The following is a 20,764-nucleotide window of genomic DNA, read 5'->3' as shown; positions in this document are numbered from 1 at the left end:
GCGCTCACGATCGGGGCGCCGCGTCGCGCACCGTGTTGCGCATGACACCCAGGCCGCTGATGTCCACCTCGACGACATCTCCCGCCACCAGCTCGCCGACACCGGCCGGTGTGCCGGTCATGATGGCGTCACCGGGCAGCAGCGTGAATGCCGCCGACGCGTAGGCGATGATGTCGGCGACCGAGTGGATCATGTCGGTCAGCGGCGCCTGCTGGCGCACCTCACCATTCACCCGCGTCTCGAGCCGTGACGACGCCACATCGAGCTCGGTCTCGATCACGGGCCCGAGCGGGCAGAACGTGTCGAACCCCTTGCCCCGGGTCCACTGGCCGTCCTTGCGCTGCAGGTCGCGCGCCGTCACGTCGTTGCCCACGGTGTAACCGAACACGTAATCGAGGGCATCCGCCGCGTCGACGTTCTTCGCGATGCGTCCGATCACAGCAACCAGCTCACCCTCGAACTCCACCCGCTCCGAGAGCGACGGACGTACGATCGCGTCGCCCGGACCGATCACCGCCGTGTTCGGCTTGAGAAACAGCAACGGCTCCTCGGGGGCGACGTTGCCGAACTCGGCGGCGTGGTCGTGGTAGTTGCGCCCGACGCAGACGATCTTCGATCGCGGGATCACCGGCGCCAGCAGCGCGACGTCGGCGAGCGGGATGCGCTCGCCCGTCGGTTCGTAACCGGCGAACATCGGGTCGCCGTCGAGCACGACCAGGTCTGAATCGTCGAGGATGCCGTAGCGGATGCCGTCGTTGTGGCTGAAGCGCGCGATCTTCACTCCGTCAGCCTATCCGCCACCCTCGCACGCGGCTCGCCCCGCCCCTTCCTGGCCCGTCCCCGCTGTCCATCGCTCCCGCTGTCCACCGCCGACACCCCCACTTCGCGTCGACACCCCCAGTTATGGGCGCCCGCAGGTGGGGGTGTCGACGCCAGATGGGGGTGTCGGCGAAGCCGGCGCGGCGGGGCGAGCCGGGGCGGGGCGGGGTGAGACGAACGCGGCGGGGCCGGCCTCACCCGGGCGGACGGACACCGAAGGCCGCGAGACGCGCCCCCAGAACATCCGCGGTGCGAATGTGATCGTGACCCCACCGGGCGAACCGCCACCCGGTGACGCCGCGCACGTCATCTTCGCGGCTCTTCTCGTCAAGCACCGCCTGCTGTGCCGACGGAGCAGCTCTGAGCGCAGGCTCGGTGTACTTCGCCGCCCCGTCGAACTCGCCGAAGCACCGTGCACGCGGAAAGGCGAAGTCGAGCCAGTACTGCTGACCTTCCGAGCCGGTGACGGGTACCTGCAGGTCAAAGCCACGGAACCCGAGCGTGTGCAGGTGCGCCCGGCTGACGCTCTCGCCCGGCAGATCCGCGCGCCCGTCGGCGAACTCCAGCGCGCGACGAGCCTGCCGTACGCCGCGCAGCCCAGGCGTCGCGAGCCGAGCGGCGTCCTCACGCCATGCGGCGTCGGCTTCAGCATCCACGATGTATCGTCGACCGCCGCACGGCGCAACGCGGCGTCGGCGCAGGCGACCGCCGCCGGGAACGGATACGTGCGCGCGATGTCCATCGCGGTGCGGGTCGGCGATGTGACGCGGATGCCGTCGATCTCGACGATGTCGGCGGGATCCACCTTCATGTCGCGGCGGATGACGTCCGCGATCACGCGACTGTGGCGTTGCCCGTCAACCAGCACCTGCACCGGTGCGGCCCCGACACGGTACAGCGGCAGACCCCACAGCGCCGCGGCCGAGGTATGGGTGAACACCGGGCCGGGCCCCGGGCTCGCGGCGTGCACCGCGAGCACGCGGAGCAGATGACGTCCTTCCCACCACAGTTCGTCCCAGATTTGCGCAGTACGTAGCTGCCACGGTGCAGACGAAGCAGCCGACCGGAGTCGAGATCCGAGCGCATCTGACGCTCGCTATAGCCGGAGGCCAGCACCTGATGTCGAGACAGCACCAGCGCTCGTGCTTGCGGAATGTCGATACGGCGACGCATCCCCACAGGATGTACGCCGGTCTCCCCGAATCACGCGCTCTCCACAGCCGCTCACGCGATCCGCGCGAATCGGTGGATTGTGCAGAACGAGTCGCCCCGCGCCGACACCCCCACTTCGCGCCGACACCCCCACCTGCGGGCGTCCACACCTGGGGGTGTGGGCGGCAAGTAGGGGTGTCGGCGAATCAGGCGCGCAATGCGAGACAGGCGAGCGCGCGTCAGGCGCGCAGCGCGCGCTCAATCCAGGCGGGTCAACCAGCCGTGCTTGTCTTCGCGGCGGCCGTACTGGATGTCGGTGAGCTCCTCGCGCAGCGACATCGCCAGCTCACCGAGAGGCTGCTCGTCCTCGAACTCGTCCGAGACGAGCGCGCCGATCGGAGTGACCACCGCGGCCGTGCCGCACGCGAACACCTCGACGATGTCGCCCGAGGCGACGCCCTGCCGCCACTCATCGAGCGAGACCGCTCGGCGCTCGACGGTCAGACCGCGATCCTCGGCAAGCTGCAACAGTGAGTCGCGCGTGATTCCCTCGAGGATGCTGTCGGACTGCGGCGTGACCACGCGTCCGTCCTTGTACACGAACACGACGTTCATACCGCCGAGCTCCTCGACGTTGCCGTCCTGATCGAGGAAGACCACCTGGTCGCAGCCCTTGGCGCTGGCCTCGGCCTGAGGCAGCAGGCTCGACGCGTAGTTGCCGCCGGTCTTGGCCGCGCCGGTGCCACCCTTGCCCGCACGGGCGTAGTTCGTCGACAGCCAAATGCGCACCGGCTTGACGCCACCGCTGAAGTAGGCGCCGGCGGGAGAGGCGATCACGTAGTACGCGACCTTCTTGGCCGGGCGCACACCGAGGAAGGCCTCTTTGGCGAACATGAACGGCCGCAGGTACAGGCTCTGGTCGGCACCGGACGGCACCCAGGCACCGTCGACGGCGATCAGCTCACGCAGCGACTGCACGAAGTACTCGGTGGGCAGTTCGGGCAGCGCGAGCCGGCGAGCACTGCGCTGCAGCCGGGCCGCATTGCGGTCGGGGCGGAACGTGTGCACCGACCCGTCGGCGTGGCGATACGCCTTGATGCCCTCGAAGATCTCCTGACCGTAGTGCAGCACGGCCGCGGCCGGGTCGAGCGGGATCGGCCCGTAGGGCTGCACCCGCGGACGGTGCCAGCCGCCCTTCTCAGACCAGCAGATGTCAACCATGTGGTCGGTGAAGTCGGTGCCGAACCCCGGGTTGGCCAGCACCTCGTCGCGCTGAGCAGGGCTCTTCGCGGCCAGGTTCTTGGTCACCGTGAACGTGAGCGCTGCGGTGTCGGCGGGAGTGGAGCTGTCGGTCATGTTCGTCCTCTGTCGGGAAGCCGCGGGATCGTCGGATGCTGCGGCGGTGCGCATAGTGTCAGATTACGCCTGCAGCAGCGCGATGATGGCGTCGCCGGTCTCGGTGGTGCTGCGGGCGCGGTCACGGCTCGCGATGTCGGCCTCGACCGCACGCTGCACGCGCGCCGCCTCGTCGCTGAGTCCGAGGTGGTCGAGCAGCATGGCGACCGAGAGGATCGCTGCCGTCGGATCCGCCTTCTGCTGACCGGCGATGTCGGGCGCCGAACCGTGCACGGGCTCGAACATCGACGGGAAGGCGCCGTCGGGGTTGATGTTTCCCGAGGCTGCGAGGCCGATGCCGCCGGTGACGGCGCCTGCCAGATCCGTGATGATGTCGCCGAAGAGGTTGTCGGTGACGATCACGTCGAAGCGAGAGGGGTCCGTCACGAGGAAGATCGTGGCCGCATCGACGTGCAGGTAGTCTACGGCCACATCGGGGTGCTCTGCGGCGACGGCGTCGACGACGCGCCGCCAGATCGCGCCGGCGTGCACGAGCACGTTGGTCTTGTGCACGAGCGTGAGCTTCTGGCGCCGGCGCTCGGCCAGCTCGAACGCGTAGCGCACGACGCGCTCGACGCCGAAGGCCGTGTTGACGCTGGTCTCATTGGCGACCTCGTGCGGGGTGCCGGTGCGGATGCTGCCGCCATTGCCGACATAGGGCCCTTCGGTGCCCTCGCGCACGACGACGAAGTCGATCTCCCCGGGGTTGGCGAGCGGGCCGGATGCGCCCGCGAACAGCTTGGCCGGACGCAGGTTGACGTAGTGGTCGAGTCCGAACCGCAGCTTGAGCAGCAGACCGCGCTCGATGTTGGCGTTCTTCAGACGCGGGTCTCCGGGGACACCGCCGACCGCGCCGACGAGGATCGCGTCGTGCGCGCGGATGGCGTCGAAGTCTTCGTCCGAGAGGGTGTCACCGGTGGCGAGGTAGCGGTCCGCGCCGAGCGAGAACGGCGTCTTCTCGAACGTCACCTCACTGTCGGCGGTGACAGTGTCGAGCACTCGCTCGGCCTGTGCGATGACCTCACGGCCGATCCCGTCGCCGGGGATGACAGCCAACTTCACGACGCGCGACATGTGTCTCCTTGACAGTGCGGGTCGGCGACGCGGGTCGCCGCCGACACTGCTTCCCAGCGTAGCGCCGGCGACGACACTCCCCTGTCCTCATGTCGCCCGGTTGGCATGTCGCGTGATCAGCGCTTGACGTCGCGGCTCGGTCGCAGGGTGATCGCGCTGATCACCATTGCGGATGCCACCAGCAGGGCGCCGATCAGCGAGGTCGTCACGATGCCGCTGTCGAACGCATGGATCGCCGCCTGCCAGAGGGAATCGCCGACGGCCGGCGGCAGGCCCTCCGCCGCCGCGTATGCCCCGGCAAGGGTCTCACGCGCCTGGTCCGCCGTCTCGGCGGGCACGTTCTCGGGAATCACCAGCGCACCACGGTAGAAGGCCGTGATGATGCCACCGAGCACGGCGGTGCCGAGCACGGCACCGAGCTCATAGGCGGTCTCGGAGACGGCGCTGGCCGCTCCCGCCTTCGCCGGCGGGGCGTGCGAGAGGATCAGCTCATTCGACACGGTCTCGGCGGCGCCGATGCCCATCCCGAGCACCACGAACGCCGCCATCAGCCATGCGACGCTGTTCAGCTGTGCCGTCATGGCGACGATCACGTACCCTAGCACCGAGAGCGAGAGCCCGACGGGAACGACGATGTGCGGTGACACCCGGCGCGAGATCGGCACCACGCTGAGCCCCGCGACGATCATCATCGCCATACCGGGCACCAACGCGAGCCCGGCGACCATCGGCGACAGCCCGAGCACGAGCTGCAGTTGCTGAGGCACGAAGTAGAGGAAGCCCACCAGCGCGACGACGCTGAGCAGGTTCACCAGGATCGCACCACTGAACCCACCGCGCCGGAAGAGCGCCATGTCGAGCATCGGCACCTCGGCGCGCAGCTGGCGCCGCACGAACAGGAAGCCCACGAAGACACCCAACAGCGCCAGCACGCCGGCGAGTGCATTGGGACCGTCGACGGCGAACGACTTGATCGCGTAGACAACGGGCACCATCGCGCCCATCGACATGAGGATGCCGAGCGGGTCGATCCGGCCCGGGCTCGGGTCACGGCTCTCGGGCAGCAGCCAGAAGCCTCCGATCAGGAGCGGGATGAGCATCGGCACGGCAAGCAGGAACACGGAGCCCCAGGCGAAGTGCTCGAGCAGGAATCCACCGACCACCGGACCGAGTGCCGAACCGGCAGAGAAGGCCGAGGCCCAGATGGCGATCGCCAGTCGACGCTGATCACGGTTGGGGAACACCGACCGCAGCAGCGAGAGCGTCGAGGGCATCAGCATGGCGCCGAAGAATCCGAGCCCGACACGGGCGGCGATGAGCAACCCCGCCGTCGGCGCGAACGCGGCCAGCACCGAGACTGTGGCGAACCCTGTGGCGCCGATGAACAGCATCCGACGGCGACCGAAGCGATCGCCCAGCACTCCCATGGTGACCAGGAGGCCGGCCAGCACCAGCGCGTATGAATCGATGATCCACAGCTGCTCTGCACCCGTCGGGGCGAGCGCAAGGGAGATCTCGGGCAGCGCGAAGCTCAGCACTGTGTTGTCGATCGAGACCAGCAGCACCGGCAGCATCAGCACGGCGAGCGCGGCCCAGCCGCGGACGCCGACGCGCGGGCCGTCCTCGGAAGTGAGTCGGATCGTCGCGGTTGTGGACATGGGGTGCCTTTCGATTACTGAACCGTCCGGATGGTACAGTAACACGTATCGCCCCATCGACGCACGCTGAGGAGAGAGAAATGCCCCGCCCCCCTTTGGCCCGAGAGCGCGTCCTCGACGCGTACGTGCAGATCCTGATCACCGACGGTGAACGCGCCGCGACGCTCGATGCCGTCGCCCGGGCTGCCGGCGTCTCGAAGGGCGGACTCCTCTACCACTTCGCGTCGAAGGATGACCTCGCCGCCGCGCTGATCGAGCGGCTGCTGAGCCTGACCGATGACGATCTCGACCGCATGCGTCAGTCACCCGAGCACCCGATCGCGTACTACGTGCGCACGTCGGTGATGGAGGATGACGCCCTCGACCGGGCATTGATCGCTGTGACGCGCCTGGCTCAGGGCGGCTCAGCACCAGCATCCGACGCCCTGCGCGAGTCCCGACGACTGTGGACCGAGGCCATCCGCCCGCACGTGCGCGACGACACCGCGCTCGAGCTGGTCATGCTGCTCAGCGATGGGCTCTATTTCAACAACTCACTGATGAACCACAGCAACGCACCTGAGCACTTCAGCGACTTCGTCCCCACCGGGCGGGCTCTTGCCGATCTCGTCGAGCGTGTCACAACGACGACGCGGGCCCCGGAAGCCCCGGAGCCCGCGTCGCATACGCCGTAAGAGGGTTTAGGCCTCGACGATCTCGATCTGGCGGAACAGGTCGGCCTCGATCGCGGCGCTGACGTCTTCGAGCAGCTCGTCCGAGACGGGCGAATCGAGCGTCAGCACGCTCAGCGCCTGTGCACCGGCGGCCTCGCGCGCGATCTGCATACCCGCGATGTTGATGCCCGCCTCGCCGAACTTCTGTCCGTACACGGCCACGATGCCGGGCCGGTCGGTGTACATCATCACGACGTGGTGCTTCTCGATCGGCAGTTCGATGCCGTGGCCGTTGATCGCGACGAGCTTCTCGATCTGCTTCGGCCCGGTGAGCGTTCCCGAGACCGAGAGCTGCGTGCCGTCGGAGAGCGCGCCGCGCAGGGTGACGACGTTGCGGTACTCCTCGCTGATGTCATCCTGCAGCATCCGAACCGCGACGCCACGCTGCTCTGCCAACAGCGGCGCATTCACGTACGAGACGGTGTCGCCGACGATGTTGGTGAACACTCCCTTCAGCGCGGCCAGACGCAGCACGCTGACGTCATAGTTGTTGAGTTCGCCGTGCACCTCGATGTCGAGGCTGGTCAGCGGCGCCTGCGCGAGGGCCGAGAAGATCTGGCCGAGCTTCTCGACGAGCGGGATGCCGGGGCGCACGTACGGGTCGATGACTCCCCCGGCGACGTTGACCGCGTCCGGCACAAGGTCTCCGCCGAGCGCGAGCCGCACCGATCGGGCGACCGAGACGCCCGCCTTCTCCTGCGCCTCTTCGGTGCTCGCACCCAGGTGGGGGGTCACCACGACATTGGGCAGACCGAGAAGCGCCTGCGCGGTGCTGCCCTCGGCGGGCGGCTCCGAGGTGAAGACGTCGAGTCCGGCGCCGGCGATCTCGCCGGCGACGAGGGCCTCGTGCAGATCAGCCTCGTCGATCAGACCGCCGCGGGCGACGTTGATCACGAACGCCGTCGACTTCATCGCGGCGAACTGCTCGGCGCCGATCATTCCCGTCGTCTCGGGGGTCTTCGGCATGTGAATGGTCAGGAAGTCCGCCTCGGCGACCAGTTCGTCGAGCGTGACCAGCTGCACCCCGAGCTGCTGCGCACGGGCGCTGGTCACGTAGGGGTCGTAGGCGATGACACGCATGTCGAACGCGTTCAGCCGGGCCGCGACGAGAGCGCCGATCCGGCCGAGCCCGACGATGCCGACGGTCTTCTCGAACAGTTCCGCGCCCGTGAACGAGCTGCGCTTCCAGGCGCCGGCCGACAGCGAGGCATGGGCGGCGGGGATGCGGCGGGCGAGGCTCAGCACGTGTCCGACCGTGAGCTCGGCGGCCGAGACGATGTTCGACGTCGGCGCGTTCACCACCATCACACCGGCCGTCGTGGCCGCCTTGATGTCGACGTTGTCCAGGCCGACACCGGCACGGGCGACGACCTTCAGCTTCGGAGCGTGCGCCAGCGCCTCGGCATCGATGCGGGTCGCAGAGCGGACCAGAACCGCGTCGGCATCGGCGAGCGCCGCGAACAGCGCCTCTCGATCGGTGCCGTCGACCTCACGTACATCGAAATCGGGCCCGAGCGCCGCGACCGTCGCAGGCGAGAGGACTTCGGCGAGCAGGACGACGGGCTTGGTGATTGTCTGATTCGGCACGGGGATCCTTCGGGGCAGCGCGGCAGGGAGGGGTCAGACGATGCGCCGCACGCCTTCGGGGCGCAATCGGGACACACTTTACCCGAGCAACGGAGCGCGTCCCGACCGTGTGACACGACGTCCGCCCCGGCTCTGGCCGCGCCACAGGTCGGGTCAGCGGTCAGCTCAGCAACGACGCGCCGTTGCGCAGCGCGTAGCTGAGTGTGTCGAGCCAGAACACTGCGCTCAGGCCGAGACCGGCGAGCATCACGAGGGTGAATGCGCCGAGTGAGCGCCGTCGACTGAGCGACAAAGCGATGACGAAGACGACCATCGGCACCAGCGCGGGCAGCAGCAGCACCGCCCATCCATAGCCACTGAGCCCGGCCTGCGCCATCTGTGTCAGATAGAAGATCGCGGTCCACACCAGAAACGCGTAGGCCATGCCGAACAGCCCGACGAGGGCGCCGTGCATCGCCGACCTGAGCTTGCCCGGCGCGGTCTGCTGAGGTGTCGTGCTCTCGCTCACAGCGCAGCACCTCCCCCGGCGACGACGAACGGCCACGGCACCAGCAGCAGCGCTCCCACGATCAGGCCCGTGAAACGCACCCAGGTCTTGGAGTCGCGCGTCAGGACGAGCACGGCGGCGAACCACAGCGCCGGTGCGAGCAGGGCGATCCCCAGACTGCCGAAGTAGAACGGCGCGGGCAGCATGAACATGGCTTTCGACAGCATCCCGGCCCCGCCGACGAACCAGCCCACCGAGTACAGCAGGTAGACACCGCCGAGGATGCCGAGCATGAGCAGAGCGACGGTTCCGATGCTCTCGTCGCCGTCATCCTCCATCGCGTCCGCAGACGTCGCCGGGTCGGATGCCACCGCCGACGCTTCTGCGGACTTCGGTCGGCCTGCCGGCGTCGCCTTCGGCGTGCGCTGCTCCGGGCGTCGCGCTTCGAGCGCGTCGTCTCCGGCCCAGCTGAGGGCGTCGTCCTCGGGATCGGAACTCATGGCTCCAGCGTACCGATCCGCGACACCTCTCCCCACTAAACTCGGGGCGACACCCCTGGGAGGCACGCGTGACCGACAGCGCTGACGAGACGACGAACACCGAGGCGCCGGCGCGCTCCGAGCACCGCGAGTGGACGCCCTCCCCCGCGGGGAAGAAGAAGGCGACCACATTCCGGTGGATCGCGATGGCGCTGTGGATCGTGGCCATCGCCGGCGAGGCCGTGGCGATCTTCTGGCTTCTGCCGCAGCGCGTGGTCACCGGCGCTGACGGCACTCTGCTGCGCGATGCCGACACCGGCCTGCTCGAGCAGCAGGGTGCGACGGTCGAGTTCCCGCAGTGGGCGTTCATCACCCTGCTGGTGATGCTGGTCGTGATCGCGGCTCTCGCCATCACCGGTTCGGTGCTATGGAAGAAGGCCAACCGCCTCGATCCCGCGCGGCGCTCCGACACCGTGCGCTTCTTCGTGCAGAACCAGCTCGGCGCGATCATCGCGATCATCGCCTTCTTGCCGCTGGTGATCCTGATCTTCCTGAACAAGGACATGGATAAGGGCCAGAAGGCCACCGCCGGCATCCTCGGTGTCGTGCTCGCGGGTGTCGCCGTGTTCGTCGGTGCCGACTTCAACCCACCGTCGGTGGAGCAGTACACCGCCGACCAGTCGACGGTCATCATGCTGCTCGGCGAGGACGAGGTCACGTGGGTGGACGGCGGCTCGGTGTACCACGTGTGCGACACGGTCTCGGATATCCAGACCGGCAGCGAGATCCGCTACGGCACCACCGGCGAGGCCATCGAGGCGGGCAAGGAGCGCCTGACGCTGAAGTTCGTGTCGGAGCTGCAGAAGTGCGGCCTGCCCGTTCCTGAGAACGCCGACGAGATCACCGACGCACTCCGCTCCATTCAGGCCGGCGACGTCGTGACGCTGCCCGCGCCGGTCTGGGCAGACGGCGACGCACCGGTGATGATCGAGGATGCCCCCGCGGGCGAGTGATCGGCTACGCCGCACTCACCGCACGGTCGAGAGCGGCACGCGCCGCCGAGGCGATGGCGGGGTCGGTCACGTCGTACCCCGCCGTTCCGCCGCCCGGACCGCTCGGCGACGCATCGGTCGAGCGCCCTCGCGCCGACAGGTGCACAGCATCGGCTCCCGCCGCCACGAAAGCGGCGATGTCGTCGGCACGGACGCCCCCACCCGGCATGATCTGCATCCGCCCCGCCGACTGACGCACGAGCGCGGTGATCGTGTCGAGTCCGTCGATGCTGCGCGCGGCGCCGCCGCTGGTCAGCACTCGGCGCACGCCGAGATCGATCAGCTGCTCGACGACCGACACCGGATCAGCGAGCGTGTCGATGGCGCGGTGGAACACGACATCCGCGTCGCCTGCGGCATCCGCCCACCGCGACATCGCTTCGACGTCGATCTGACCCCGACGGTCGAGAGCGCCGACGACGACCGCGCCGGCGCCGCGACGCACGGCATCGCGGACGTCGGAGGCAACAAGTGCGATCTCTTCCGCGTCGTAGACGAACCCACCCGACCGGGGCCGCACCAGGACGGCCAGTCGTTCTGGCTGACCGGCCGCCGCCAGCACGGCATCCACCGTGCCGGCCGACGGCGTGAGACCGCCCGTCTCCGCGAGCGCCTGACACAGCTCGACCCGATCGGCGCCGGCCGCGAACGCCGCACGGGCGCCCGCGGCGTCCTGCACCGCGATCTCGAGCTGAACGGCCGATCCGCCAGGCTCAGCCGTCATCGCAGAGTCGCCACCGCGACGGCGTCACCACGCAGCGCGTCGGGGATGACCAGCGTCGACGTGCCGTCGCTTGCCTGCACGCTCTCGGCAATCGAACCGTCCGCCCAGCGAGCCTCGCGTTCGGCCAGCTCTGCGGGCACGATCAGCTCACCGGATGCCGGCTCGAGGGAGTGCACGTGCACTCCCTCCGACGACGTCGTGTAACGCACCGGGCGCAGCGGCTCACCGAAGCGCACCCACGGCCGCGTGCCGTAGATCGCGCTGCCGTTCCCTGTCAGCCACGCACCCATGGCGCGCATCGCCTCCAGCTGCAGCGCCGGGATCGAGCCGTCGGCAGCAGGTCCGACGTTGATGAGCAGGTTGCCGTTCTTGGAGACGACATCGACGAGCATGCGGATCAGCTCGGCGCCGGAGAGCGAGTGCCGATCGTCTTCGGCCTGGTTGAAACCGAACGAGTACCCCAGACCGCGCGTGGACTCCCACGGGTGCTCGAGGATGTCGGGGATGTGGCGGTACTCGCGGGTCAGGAAGCCGTGGTACGGCACTCCCCAACGGTCGTTCACGACCCCCTCGGGCACGGCATCGAAGTATCGGCTCAGCAGTGCGGCGACGGCGTAGTCGTCGGAGCCCTTTCCCCCATCGGGCCACTCGATGTCGTTCCAGAGCACGTCGGGCGAGAACTTCTCGACCAGTTCCTCCAGCTGGGCGGCCGAGTAGCGGGAGAAGTGCTCGTCGTGACGACGGAAGCGGAACAGATCGGTGTCGGACTCGATCGCGGGAAAGTCGCTGACGTGCCAGTCGAGCGCCCCCGAGTAGTAGACCCCGAACCGCGCGCCGGCACGACGCGTCGCGTCGTGGAACTCGGAGATGAGGTCACGCTTCGGACCGCGGGCCACCGAGTTGAACCCTGTGGTCGCGGTGTTCCAGAGGCAGAAGCCCTCGTGATGCTTGGTGGTGGGGATCACGTACTTCGCGCCGGCACCGACCAGCTCGCCGACGAACGCATCAGCGTCGAACGCCGAGGCATCCCAGAGGTCCGCGAGGTCTTCGTACGACGTTCCGGGGCCGTAGACCTGCTGGTGACGTTCCCAGGTCGGGCTGCCGGCGATCCGCACGGTGTTTCCGTACCATTCGGCGTACTGGTGCCACGCGTACGCATCCTCAGCGGGGATGTTCACGCCCTCACCGTGCTGCACCGCCCATGCAGGGACCGAGTACAGGCCCCAGTGCACGAAGAACCCGAGCTTCGCGTCGCGGTACCACTCGGGAACGCCCTGGGTCGGGTACGACGGGGCAGCGGCGCCGAAGTCGGGGCCGGTACGGGTCTCGAAGTTCAACATGCTCAGCTCTCCTGACGTCGGCTCACGTGCGCCGTGAGTGCGGGGTTTCCGGTGGTGTCAAACGGGTAGACGCCGGGTGCGAGGTCGCTGTGTCCAAGGCGCAGCAGATCCTGGTCGACCCCGCCCGGTGTGAGCGCCAGCGTCCAGTCCGCGGCGAGGTCATAGAGCTCCGGCTCCAGATAGCCGATCTTGACCACGACGATGTCGGCGTTCTCGGGGTCGAGCCCCAGCATGCGGAAGTCGTCGAGGTGATGGAACGGCTTGCGGCGAGAGGTGATGATCGCGTGCAGACCGCCGACGCTGATGACCGCCTGGGTGCCGGCATCCGCGTCGCCCTCGGTGATCGAGAAGACCTCACCGCAGATGCGCACCGGGCCGGCCGGGCCCGAGTCGACCCCGGCACCGGCCTCGAGCACGATCTCGGCGCCGACGCCGGCCGCCTCGGCGGCCTTGACCGCGTCCGCGTCGAAGATCGAGGCGACGAGCGTCGTGACCGATCCGTCGGTGAGTTCTGGACGCCCCAGCAGTTCGGTGAGCGTCCAGGTGACATCTCCTGCGCCGCCGGCCGTCGGGTTGTCGCCCGAGTCCGAGATCAGGTACGGACGGGCGGCGCCCGGTGCGAGCGCCTTCTGCAGCGCACCGTCGAGCGTCGCCGTCGGTGCGACGAACACGAAGTCCTCGCGCGCGTCCCAGAACATGCGAGCGACGCGCTCGGCCTCACGGGCAATGAGCTGCTGGTCGTCGCCCATCACCATCACATACGCCTGGCAACGCGGTTCGTCGGCCCACGCGTATCCGATCCAGACCGACGCGTCGATCACGCCATCCATGGCCTCGATCCCGGGCAGCTCGGCGTAGATGCCGGCGGCGGGCTCCATGCGCGTGCTGGTCTTCTCACCGGGCAGCAGCACCGGAACCGGCACCCAGGCCCGATACGGGCGACGCCGCAGCGGGTCAGCACCATGCTCGCCGCGCAGACGCGCGAGCAGGTTCCACACCGCTCGCTCCTTCGTGTTCATCCAGTCCTCGTGCGGCGCCATGCGGTAGCAGGTGAGCATGTCGACCTCGTCACGCAGGACCTCCGACACGTTGCCGTGCAGATCCATCGACGATGAGATCAGCGTCTCGGGACCGAGCGCCTCGCGGACGGCGACGGCGAGGTCGCCTTCGGCGTCCTTCATGCCGATCACACTCATCGCGCCGTGGATGTCGAAGAAGAAGCCATCGAAGGGTCCGTCACGACGGATGCTGTCGCGGATGCCCTCAACGATCGCATCCTTCATCCGCTGGTACGTCTGCGGGGCCACCGCTCCCCCGGGAAGGGATCGCCCGTGGTAGATCGGGGTCCACCGCGCCGCCGCCCTGAGCTCGCGTCCCTCGTCGAGGAACGGGTAGTACCCGAGGAGGTCCTCATCCGTGCGGATCGTGAACGCCTCGTCACCCGAGACGTGCGGCGAGAAGGTGCTGGACTCGATGGAGATGCCGGCGATGCCGATGCGGGGCGCGGTGAGTCCGCGCTCGTGCGCATCGGGCAGCGCGCCCATCCAGATCTGACTGGCGTCGAGACGGTCGGTCATGGTGCTCTTTCTGTACGGGTGGAGGACGGATCAGGCGACGGGAACGAGGGCCAGGGCTCGCGCCGAGGCGATCGCGCCGAGCGCGACGGCATCGGCACCGTGGGTGGCGGGGCGGATGCGCAACGGGATGCCCGTGACAGGGGCATCGGTGCGCAGGGCATCGTCGATACCCGGCTGCAGCAGGTGCCACGCGCGTGCCACACCACCGCCGACGATCGCGTCGGAGATATCGAGCAACGCCGCGGCACTGGCACACGCCGTACCGAGCGCGCGCCCCGCATCACGGAATACCGCCAGCGCATCGGCATCCCCCGCATCGGCCAGCGCGGCGACCTCACGCGAACCCGCAACAGTTCGCCCGGTGCGCGCCGTGTAGCGCAACGCGATGGACGTGCCCGATGCCAGGGTCTCGAGGTGCCCGGTCTGACCGCACGTGCAGAGGAGGTCTCCGTAACCAGGCGTGTGACCGATCTCTCCGGCCGCGCCATGCGGCCCTCGACGCAGTTCGCCGTCCATCAGCACAGCGCCGCCGACTCCGGTGCCGAGCATCACACCGAGCACGTCCTGCTCGTGCGGCGATGCCTCACCGAGCAGGAAGGCGTTGACGTCGTTCTCGACCGTGACCACACAACCGAGACGATCCGCGAGCTCGCTGGCGAGCGGGAAGCCGACCCAGTCGGTGAAGGTGGCGGATGCCGCACGAATGGAGCCGGACTCATGGTCGATCACTCCCGCGGCGCCCACCCCGGCCGCACGTACGGTGCGGCCGGACGTGAGCTGGTGCACCAGACGCGCGGCAGCGTCGGCCACGGCCGATCCCCCGTCGGCGACGGGAGCCGGTGCCTCGCCGCGGGCGAGCACGCGTCTGCTCTCATCGCAGACGAGGACGGCGATCTTGGTGCCGCCGATATCGATGCCGACGAGCAGCGGCCCCTCGAAAGAAGGCATGGTTGTGCCGTGATGGTCTGTCATATCAGTGTCAGCGTCCTCCGAGGCCGGCCATGGCGATGCCCTTGACCAGGTGCTTCTGCAGCGCGATCACGAGGATGGTCGTCGGGATCATCGAGATGATCGACGCGGCCATCTGCAGATCCCATCGGGTTCCGGTCAGGCCCGAGAAGCTCGCCAGACCCACAGGCAGCGTGCCGAGGTTGTTGTAGTCGACCGTGACGATCAGCGGCCACAGGTACGAGTTCCAGAACGAGAGGAAGGTGAACACCGCCAGCACAGCGACCGCCGACTTCGACAGCGGCAGGATGATCTGCAGGAATGTGCGCACGGGGCCGGCGCCATCGACGCGAGCGGCTTCTTCGAGCTCATACGGGATGCCGCGGAAGAACTGCCGCATCAGGAACGTACCGAACGCGCCGAACGCGAACGGGAAGATCAGTGCTTGGTACGTGTCGACCCAACCGAACCACTGCATGACCTGGAACATGGGGATGACCAGCACCTCGGCCGGCACCATCAGCGTCGCCAGGAACAGGACGAAGACCGCGTCGCGGCCCTTCCACCGCAAGCGCCCGAAGGCGTAGCCGGCGGTCGTCGACACCACCAGGACGACGAGGGTTCCGGCGACCGAGGTGAACAGCGAGTTGCCGATGTAGGTCCAGAACGGACCGTACTCGAACACCTCGGCGAAGTTCGACCAGCGGATCTCAGAACCGAACAGCGACGGCGGCATCGCGAACATCTCGCCATTGGGTTTGAGCGCCGAGAAGAACGCGTAGACCAGAGGCAACATGAACAGCAGCGCAGCCACGTAGATGGTGATGTGTGCGAGCACCAGGCGCACGCGCTCCCAGGGTGTCATCGGCGCACGCCCCGAGCGACGCTCGACCTCGACGTGCTCTTCGCCGTCGCGGGTCACCAGCGTCCGGGTATCGGACTCTGCGACGTCAATGCTCATAGTGCACCCACCTCTTCTGTGCCTTGAACTGGATCGCGGTGACGGTGATGATCAGCGCGAACAGGATCCACGCGCCGGCAGCGGCCAGACCGAGGTCCTGGAACTTGAAGCCCTGGTTGTAGATCCACATCACCAGCGGTTGTGTGGCGTTGCCAGGGCCACCACCGGTGAGCATCTGGGGTTGGACGAACACCTGCAACGAGGTGATCATCGTCATGATCGTGGCGAAGAAGATCGCCGGCGAGATCATCGGAACCATGATGCTCCACGTCATCCGGAACCCGCGGGCGCCGTCGATACGCGCGGCCTCCATCACGCTTTCGGGCAGCTGCTCCAGGGCAGCCGAGAAGATCAGCATGTTGTAGCCGATCCCCTGCCAGACGCTCATGACGACGACCATGATCATCGCCCAGTTCTTGTCTGCCAGGAAGTTCGGCAGCTCGACGCCGAACCAGGTCTGCGCCAGGCCGTTGAACAGCCCCTGCGGTTGCAGCAGCATCTTCCACACCAGCACGTTGGCCACCATCGGGGTGACGACGGGGATGAAGAAGAGCACACGCAGCGCGCCGCGTCCGCGAATGCGGGGTCCGAGGCCGATGGCCAGCGCCAGCGAGAACACAACGCTCAACGGCACGTACAGCAACGTGAACACAATCGTGTTGCGCAGTGCGGGGAGGAAGTTGGGGTCCTCGAAGAGGCGGGCGTAGTTCGCCCCGCCGTTGAAGGTGCGCTCGCCGAACGTCGGCCAGTCGAAGAAGCTCATCACGATGGACAAGACGACCGGCACGATCGTGAAAAGGGCGAGGCCCACCAGGGCTGGGCTTGCGAAGCCCAGCGCCTGGCGCGCCTCGACCTTGGCGAGCGACCCCGAGCGCCGCTTGGGCGCGTTCGTGATCGTCATCTCTCGCTGTTTCTGTTGGGTGTGGTCAGTTGCCGAACTGCTGCTGAGCGGACTCGAGCACTGCCGACATGGACTCCTGGCCGTTGTAGATGCTCACCAGCGACGGCTGGACGAACGTGCCGACCTTGGCCCAGTTGTCAGACACGTACTGACCCTGGACGTTCTCGAAGGCGGCGACGAAGGTGGCCTCGACCTGCTCACGGTATGCCTCGTCGAGCGACTCGAAGTAGAGCGGCTGGCTCTCGGCGCGTGCCGGGTAGCTGCGGCCCGAGGAAGCGATGTAGTCCTGTGCGTCCTTGCTGAGCAGGGAACCGAGCACCTTCAACGCGTCTTCCTTGTTCTCGCAGCTCTCGGCGATGCCGTAGCCCGAGCCGAGGATCAGGCTGAGGTTGCCGTTCTCACCCGTCGGCAGCGGTGCCATACCAGCGGCGAACCCCGCGTCGTTGGTGAGGTATCCGACGGCGTTCCAGGTGCCGTCGACGGCCATCGCGGCGTTCTCGCTGGTGAACTGGTTCTCGCCCCAGCCACCATCCGAGGCGGATGCCACGGGCGCGGCGACCTTCTGCTCGGTCACCAGACCGGCGTACCACTCAGCGGCGTCCGCGAAGGCCGGGTCGGTGAGCTGCAGCGTGCCATCCTGTGCGACCGGCTGCACGCCGCCCTTGGCGATCGGGAGCGCCTGCCACTGGAAGTCGCCCATGCCGATGCCGAAGCCGTACTTGCCATCGGTGGTGGCCTTGGCCGCGATCGCTTCGAAGTCGTCGAAGGTCCAGCCGATGCTCGGCAGGTCGGCACCCGCGGCGGTGAGCTGGTCCTCGTTGTAGTACGTCAGCATCGTTGCGACATCGAAGGGCACACCGTACATGTCGCCCTTGTTCGAGAGGATCTCGAGGCTGCCCTCTGCGAAGTCAGACGCGGCCAGGCCGGCAGTGGCGAGGTCATCGTCGGTCAGCTTGGTGAAGCCCGAGGTGTAGCTGGCGAGCATGCCGGAGTTCATGCCGGTGACGCAGGCCATGTTGCCGGAGGCCATGTTGGTGGTGAGCTTGGTGAAGAAGTCACCCCACGGCGCCGTGCGCAGCTCGACCTTGATGTCCGGGTTCTGCTCGCGCACGACATCCATCTGCGCCTCCAGCGCAGCCGTGTCGTCCTCGCTGCCGGCCCACATGTCGACGACGATCGTGTCGCCGTCCGCTGCACCACCACCTGCACTGGTGCAACCCGTCAGTGCAACCGCGACGCCAGCAACGGCGACCACTGCACCCACACGCATCTTCTTCATTGAATGTCTCCTCGCGGAAAGGTCATTTGATTCGGGTATCGAAACAACTTAGTGTTTCTCTGTACGAAGATACGCTGTCATAGTTCGCGACATGCCGCAACCCGAACATCCGATCTTTAGCCCCCGCACGCGGCATCCGCGTTGCCGGTAGCCTGACCAGCACCGACTCCAGAAAGCGAGCACATGAGCCCCACTCCTGGCCACACGTCGGAGGATGCCGCCGTCCGGCTGATCCTCGACCTCGTCGCCCGCGGCGAGGCCGATTCCCGCAGCGAGCTCGCTGCGCGGCTCGGGATCGCCCCCTCGACGGTAGGGCTGCGCGTGCAGCGCCTGCTCGATGCCGGCCTTCTCGTCGAGGCCGGCGACGGCGCCTCGCGCGGTGGACGCCGCCCGCGCGTTCTGCGGCTCGCCCCCGACAGCGGCGTCGTGCTCTCGGTCGATCTCGGCGGTGGCCACGCCCGCATCGGCCGACACGACCTCAGCGGCGCGCTGCAGCAGGTGCACACCTTCGACATCGATCTCTCCGACGGCCCCGTCGCCACCCTTGACACGCTCGTGCCCGCCCTGCGTGAGCTGACGGGCGAACATCGACTGCACGCCGTCGGTGTCGGTCTGCCCGGCCCGGTGGACATCACCACCGGCTCCGTCGATCAGCCCTCGCGCATGCCCGGCTGGCCCGCGTTCCGAGTCGGCGAACACCTGCGGGCGAGCCTAGACGTGCCGGTCGTCGTCGACAACGACGCCAACCTCGCGGCGCTCGGCGAACATCGCGCACAGCTGGGCACCACGGGGCACAGCATCACCGTGAAGGCCGGAACCGCCGTTGGCAGTGGGATCATCGTGGCCGGCGACGTGCACCGCGGCGCGACGTCCGCAGCCGGAGACATCACCCATACGCGCATCGACGGCAGCGGCGACATCCCCTGTTCCTGCGGCAACACGGGGTGCCTGGAGACGGTCGCGAGCGGCGCCAGCCTCGTTCGCCAAATGCGCGAGCGCGGGCGGTCCGATGTCGCCACCACGAACGACGTACTCCTGCTCGCACGCGATGCCGACCCGGTCGCGACCACGCTCGTGCGCACGGCGGGCACGCATCTCGGCCAGGCACTGTCCGGCGTGGTGAACTTCTTCAACCCGCATGCGGTCTTCCTCACCGGCAGCATGAGCGCCTCAGAGCCCTTCATCGCCGCGGTGCGCAGCCGCGTGTACGAGGCGTGCCACCCCCTGGCGACGCAGACCCTGCGCATCGAGGCCGCCGTCACGGGCGCCGACGCGATCCTGCACGGCGCCGCACGCCTCGCGCTCGATAGCCTGGAGTTCTCGGCCACCGCCGCCTGAGCGGCGCTCAGAGCCCTTTCAGGGTGAGCTCGATCACGGGCATCAGTACGTCGGGGCGCCGTACCGGAAGGTGCACGGTGAGAGTGCCCGCCGCCTCACCCGCGGGCGTCATGTGCGACGCCTGCTGCTCCGGATCGGAGACGGTTGTCTTCAACCACGAACCATCGTTGAGCAGACGCGCGAACGAAACCTTGTCACCGAGGTCGGGCAGGTGCACGAAGCCGAGCGGCCAGCTGAACAGATGCAGGTACAACCGGTCGCCACGCCGGGTGTACACACCCTCACGAGGGGGCGTGAAGTCGGCGTGCCCGGCACCGACGATGGCGTCACGATGCAGCAGCATCCACTGCCCGATCTCGTCGAGCGTGCGCGCGTCGCGCGGCGCGATCGCACCGCGCCCGTCCGGACCGATGTTCAGCAGCATGTTGCCGTCCATCGACACCGAATCGGCGAGCATCTGAACCAGCAGCGTCGGCGACTTCTGGTCCATGTTGTCGCGGTGGTAGCCCCACGATCCGTTGAGCGTCTGGCAGGCCTCCCAGACCTGCGGCACACCACCCACGGTCAGCGGAGCCGTCGGCTGGTACTGCTCGGGAGTGACGAAGTCGGCCGGGATGCCCAACCGGTCATTCACCAGCATGTCCGGCTGCAGCTCTCGGCACATCGCCAGCAGCTCGGACGCCGCCCAGTCCTCAGGGCCCTTGCCCGCCCAGCCGTCCTTGTGCTCCGGGTAGGTGAAGTCGAAGAACAGGTAGTCGATCTGCCCGTACTCGGTCAGCAGCTCCCGCACCTGCCCGTGCAGGTACGCGCGATATCGCGCCATGTCGCGGCCCGTGTTGAGCTCGCCGGCGTTCGGGTCATCGCGGCGGGGGTGCACCCAGTCCACCGTGAAGTCGGGGTGATGCCAGTCGATCAACGAGTGATACAGCCCCACCTTGAGGCCCTCGGCGCGTAGCGCGCCGACGTACTCGCGCACCAGATCACGTCCACACGCGTCGACCGATGTGAAGTCCGTGAGCTTCGAGTCCCACAGGCAGAAGCCGTCGTGGTGCTTCGTGGTGAGCACCACATAGCCCATGCCGGCCTCTTTGGCGGTGCGGGCGATCTGCGCAGCATCGAATCGGTCGGGATCGAAATGATCGAAGTACGGCCGGTAGTCGGCGTCGGTGATCCGCTCGTAGTTCTGGACCCACTCGTGGCGCGCTGCCACGCTGTAGATGCCGAAGTGCACGAACAAGCCGAACCGGGCGTCATCGAACCATTGCTGTCGCATGCCTCCA

Annotated in this window: 19 protein-coding genes; 3 read left to right on the top strand and 16 right to left on the bottom strand. The window is 68.0% G+C overall.

Translation table 11 applies throughout. The features are described 5' to 3' along the window. Positions 1–4: 4 nt before the first annotated feature. From JF543_RS08265 to JF543_RS08245, 5 genes are all read right to left on the bottom strand, one after another. Complete coding sequence (locus JF543_RS08265; RefSeq protein ID WP_179411033.1) at positions 5–781, bottom strand: fumarylacetoacetate hydrolase family protein; 777 nt, start codon at positions 779–781, stop codon at positions 5–7. Positions 782–1,013: 232 nt separating this feature from the next. After that, entirely contained in the window at positions 1,014–1,475 is a 462-nt protein-coding gene (locus JF543_RS08260; RefSeq protein ID WP_179411034.1) for a hypothetical protein, read from the bottom strand. A 754-nt stretch (positions 1,476–2,229) separates the two neighbouring features. Further along, complete coding sequence (locus JF543_RS08255; RefSeq protein WP_179411035.1) at positions 2,230–3,327, bottom strand: branched-chain amino acid aminotransferase; 1,098 nt, start codon at positions 3,325–3,327, stop codon at positions 2,230–2,232. A gap of 63 nt (positions 3,328–3,390) precedes the next feature. After that, complete coding sequence (locus JF543_RS08250) at positions 3,391–4,440, bottom strand: 3-isopropylmalate dehydrogenase (RefSeq protein ID WP_179411036.1); 1,050 nt, start codon at positions 4,438–4,440, stop codon at positions 3,391–3,393. Positions 4,441–4,556: 116 nt separating this feature from the next. After that, complete coding sequence (locus JF543_RS08245; protein ID WP_179411037.1) at positions 4,557–6,098, bottom strand: MFS transporter; 1,542 nt, start codon at positions 6,096–6,098, stop codon at positions 4,557–4,559. 80 nt (positions 6,099–6,178) lie between these two features. Between JF543_RS08245 and JF543_RS08240 the strand changes: the two genes are divergently transcribed. After that, the gene (locus tag JF543_RS08240; RefSeq protein ID WP_179411038.1) at positions 6,179–6,772 is read left to right on the top strand and encodes a TetR/AcrR family transcriptional regulator; all 594 of its coding nucleotides are present in this window, start codon (positions 6,179–6,181) and stop codon (positions 6,770–6,772) included. A gap of 6 nt (positions 6,773–6,778) precedes the next feature. Here JF543_RS08240 and serA read toward each other — a convergent pair whose 3' ends face one another. The 3 genes from serA to JF543_RS08225 form a co-directional block, all read right to left on the bottom strand. After that, positions 6,779–8,383, bottom strand: coding sequence for a phosphoglycerate dehydrogenase (gene serA / locus JF543_RS08235; RefSeq protein ID WP_179411879.1), 1,605 nt, complete (start codon positions 8,381–8,383; stop codon positions 6,779–6,781). A gap of 175 nt (positions 8,384–8,558) precedes the next feature. Continuing rightward, positions 8,559–8,906 carry a hypothetical protein gene (locus JF543_RS08230; protein ID WP_179411039.1) on the bottom strand — a complete coding sequence of 116 codons (348 nt, stop codon included), beginning with the start codon at positions 8,904–8,906 and terminating at the stop codon, positions 8,559–8,561. Continuing rightward, positions 8,903–9,385 carry a hypothetical protein gene (locus JF543_RS08225; RefSeq protein ID WP_206823700.1) on the bottom strand — a complete coding sequence of 161 codons (483 nt, stop codon included), beginning with the start codon at positions 9,383–9,385 and terminating at the stop codon, positions 8,903–8,905. Before JF543_RS08225 ends, JF543_RS08230 begins: the two co-directional genes overlap by 4 nt. Positions 9,386–9,453: 68 nt before the next feature. Between JF543_RS08225 and JF543_RS08220 the strand changes: the two genes are divergently transcribed. Then, on the top strand, positions 9,454–10,377 hold the full coding sequence (locus tag JF543_RS08220) for a hypothetical protein (protein ID WP_179411041.1): 924 nt from the start codon (positions 9,454–9,456) through the stop codon (positions 10,375–10,377). A gap of 4 nt (positions 10,378–10,381) precedes the next feature. Here JF543_RS08220 and JF543_RS08215 read toward each other — a convergent pair whose 3' ends face one another. From JF543_RS08215 to JF543_RS08185, 7 genes are read right to left on the bottom strand one after another with little or no spacing between them, the layout of a single operon-like run. Next, on the bottom strand, positions 10,382–11,140 hold the full coding sequence (locus JF543_RS08215) for a copper homeostasis protein CutC (RefSeq protein WP_179411042.1): 759 nt from the start codon (positions 11,138–11,140) through the stop codon (positions 10,382–10,384). Further along, positions 11,137–12,480 (bottom strand): alpha-L-fucosidase, encoded by a 1,344-nt coding sequence (locus tag JF543_RS08210; protein WP_179411043.1) that lies wholly within the window; start codon positions 12,478–12,480, stop codon positions 11,137–11,139. Before JF543_RS08210 ends, JF543_RS08215 begins: the two co-directional genes overlap by 4 nt. 2 nt (positions 12,481–12,482) lie before the next feature. Further along, on the bottom strand, positions 12,483–14,057 hold the full coding sequence (locus JF543_RS08205; protein WP_179411044.1) for a M81 family metallopeptidase: 1,575 nt from the start codon (positions 14,055–14,057) through the stop codon (positions 12,483–12,485). Positions 14,058–14,087: 30 nt separating this feature from the next. Next, complete coding sequence (locus JF543_RS08200; protein ID WP_179411045.1) at positions 14,088–15,005, bottom strand: ROK family protein; 918 nt, start codon at positions 15,003–15,005, stop codon at positions 14,088–14,090. Between the two features lie 31 nt (positions 15,006–15,036). Next, positions 15,037–15,966 carry a carbohydrate ABC transporter permease gene (locus JF543_RS08195; RefSeq protein WP_224817718.1) on the bottom strand — a complete coding sequence of 310 codons (930 nt, stop codon included), beginning with the start codon at positions 15,964–15,966 and terminating at the stop codon, positions 15,037–15,039. Further along, the gene (locus JF543_RS08190) at positions 15,956–16,867 is read right to left on the bottom strand and encodes a carbohydrate ABC transporter permease (protein ID WP_179411046.1); all 912 of its coding nucleotides are present in this window, start codon (positions 16,865–16,867) and stop codon (positions 15,956–15,958) included. The genes JF543_RS08195 and JF543_RS08190 overlap by 11 nt, the downstream gene beginning before the upstream one ends. Positions 16,868–16,892: 25 nt before the next feature. Further along, the gene (locus JF543_RS08185; protein WP_224817717.1) at positions 16,893–18,146 is read right to left on the bottom strand and encodes an ABC transporter substrate-binding protein; all 1,254 of its coding nucleotides are present in this window, start codon (positions 18,144–18,146) and stop codon (positions 16,893–16,895) included. 183 nt (positions 18,147–18,329) lie between these two features. Between JF543_RS08185 and JF543_RS08180 the strand changes: the two genes are divergently transcribed. After that, on the top strand, positions 18,330–19,484 hold the full coding sequence (locus JF543_RS08180; protein ID WP_206823697.1) for an ROK family transcriptional regulator: 1,155 nt from the start codon (positions 18,330–18,332) through the stop codon (positions 19,482–19,484). A 7-nt stretch (positions 19,485–19,491) separates the two neighbouring features. Here the strand turns inward: JF543_RS08180 and JF543_RS08175 are convergent, their stop codons facing one another. Continuing rightward, positions 19,492–20,757: an alpha-L-fucosidase gene (locus JF543_RS08175; protein WP_179411048.1), complete on the bottom strand. Its 1,266-nt coding sequence runs from the start codon at positions 20,755–20,757 to the stop codon at positions 19,492–19,494. Positions 20,758–20,764 lie beyond the last annotated feature (7 nt).

Origin of the sequence: Microbacterium esteraromaticum (assembly GCF_017303215.1) — a bacterium.
GTDB classification, from domain to species: domain Bacteria; phylum Actinomycetota; class Actinomycetes; order Actinomycetales; family Microbacteriaceae; genus Microbacterium; species Microbacterium esteraromaticum_C.
This window is presented reverse-complemented; position numbering and strand designations above follow the sequence as displayed.

Excerpts from the sequence above, each read along its gene's own strand:
- JF543_RS08255 (WP_179411035.1), bottom strand. The coding sequence starts at position 3,327 with ATGACCGACAGCTCCACTCCCGCCGACACCGCAGCGCTCACGTTCACG.
- JF543_RS08250 (WP_179411036.1), bottom strand. The coding sequence starts at position 4,440 with ATGTCGCGCGTCGTGAAGTTGGCTGTCATCCCCGGCGACGGGATCGGC.
- JF543_RS08245 (WP_179411037.1), bottom strand. The coding sequence starts at position 6,098 with ATGTCCACAACCGCGACGATCCGACTCACTTCCGAGGACGGCCCGCGC.
- JF543_RS08240 (WP_179411038.1), top strand. The coding sequence starts at position 6,179 with ATGCCCCGCCCCCCTTTGGCCCGAGAGCGCGTCCTCGACGCGTACGTG.
- JF543_RS08225 (WP_206823700.1), bottom strand. The coding sequence starts at position 9,385 with ATGAGTTCCGATCCCGAGGACGACGCCCTCAGCTGGGCCGGAGACGAC.
- JF543_RS08215 (WP_179411042.1), bottom strand. The coding sequence starts at position 11,140 with ATGACGGCTGAGCCTGGCGGATCGGCCGTTCAGCTCGAGATCGCGGTG.
- JF543_RS08210 (WP_179411043.1), bottom strand. The coding sequence starts at position 12,480 with ATGTTGAACTTCGAGACCCGTACCGGCCCCGACTTCGGCGCCGCTGCC.
- JF543_RS08205 (WP_179411044.1), bottom strand. The coding sequence starts at position 14,057 with ATGACCGACCGTCTCGACGCCAGTCAGATCTGGATGGGCGCGCTGCCC.
- JF543_RS08200 (WP_179411045.1), bottom strand. The coding sequence starts at position 15,005 with ATGCCTTCTTTCGAGGGGCCGCTGCTCGTCGGCATCGATATCGGCGGC.
- JF543_RS08195 (WP_224817718.1), bottom strand. The coding sequence starts at position 15,966 with ATGAGCATTGACGTCGCAGAGTCCGATACCCGGACGCTGGTGACCCGC.
- JF543_RS08190 (WP_179411046.1), bottom strand. The coding sequence starts at position 16,867 with ATGACGATCACGAACGCGCCCAAGCGGCGCTCGGGGTCGCTCGCCAAG.
- JF543_RS08185 (WP_224817717.1), bottom strand. The coding sequence starts at position 18,146 with ATGAAGAAGATGCGTGTGGGTGCAGTGGTCGCCGTTGCTGGCGTCGCG.
- JF543_RS08180 (WP_206823697.1), top strand. The coding sequence starts at position 18,330 with ATGAGCCCCACTCCTGGCCACACGTCGGAGGATGCCGCCGTCCGGCTG.
- JF543_RS08175 (WP_179411048.1), bottom strand. The coding sequence starts at position 20,757 with ATGCGACAGCAATGGTTCGATGACGCCCGGTTCGGCTTGTTCGTGCAC.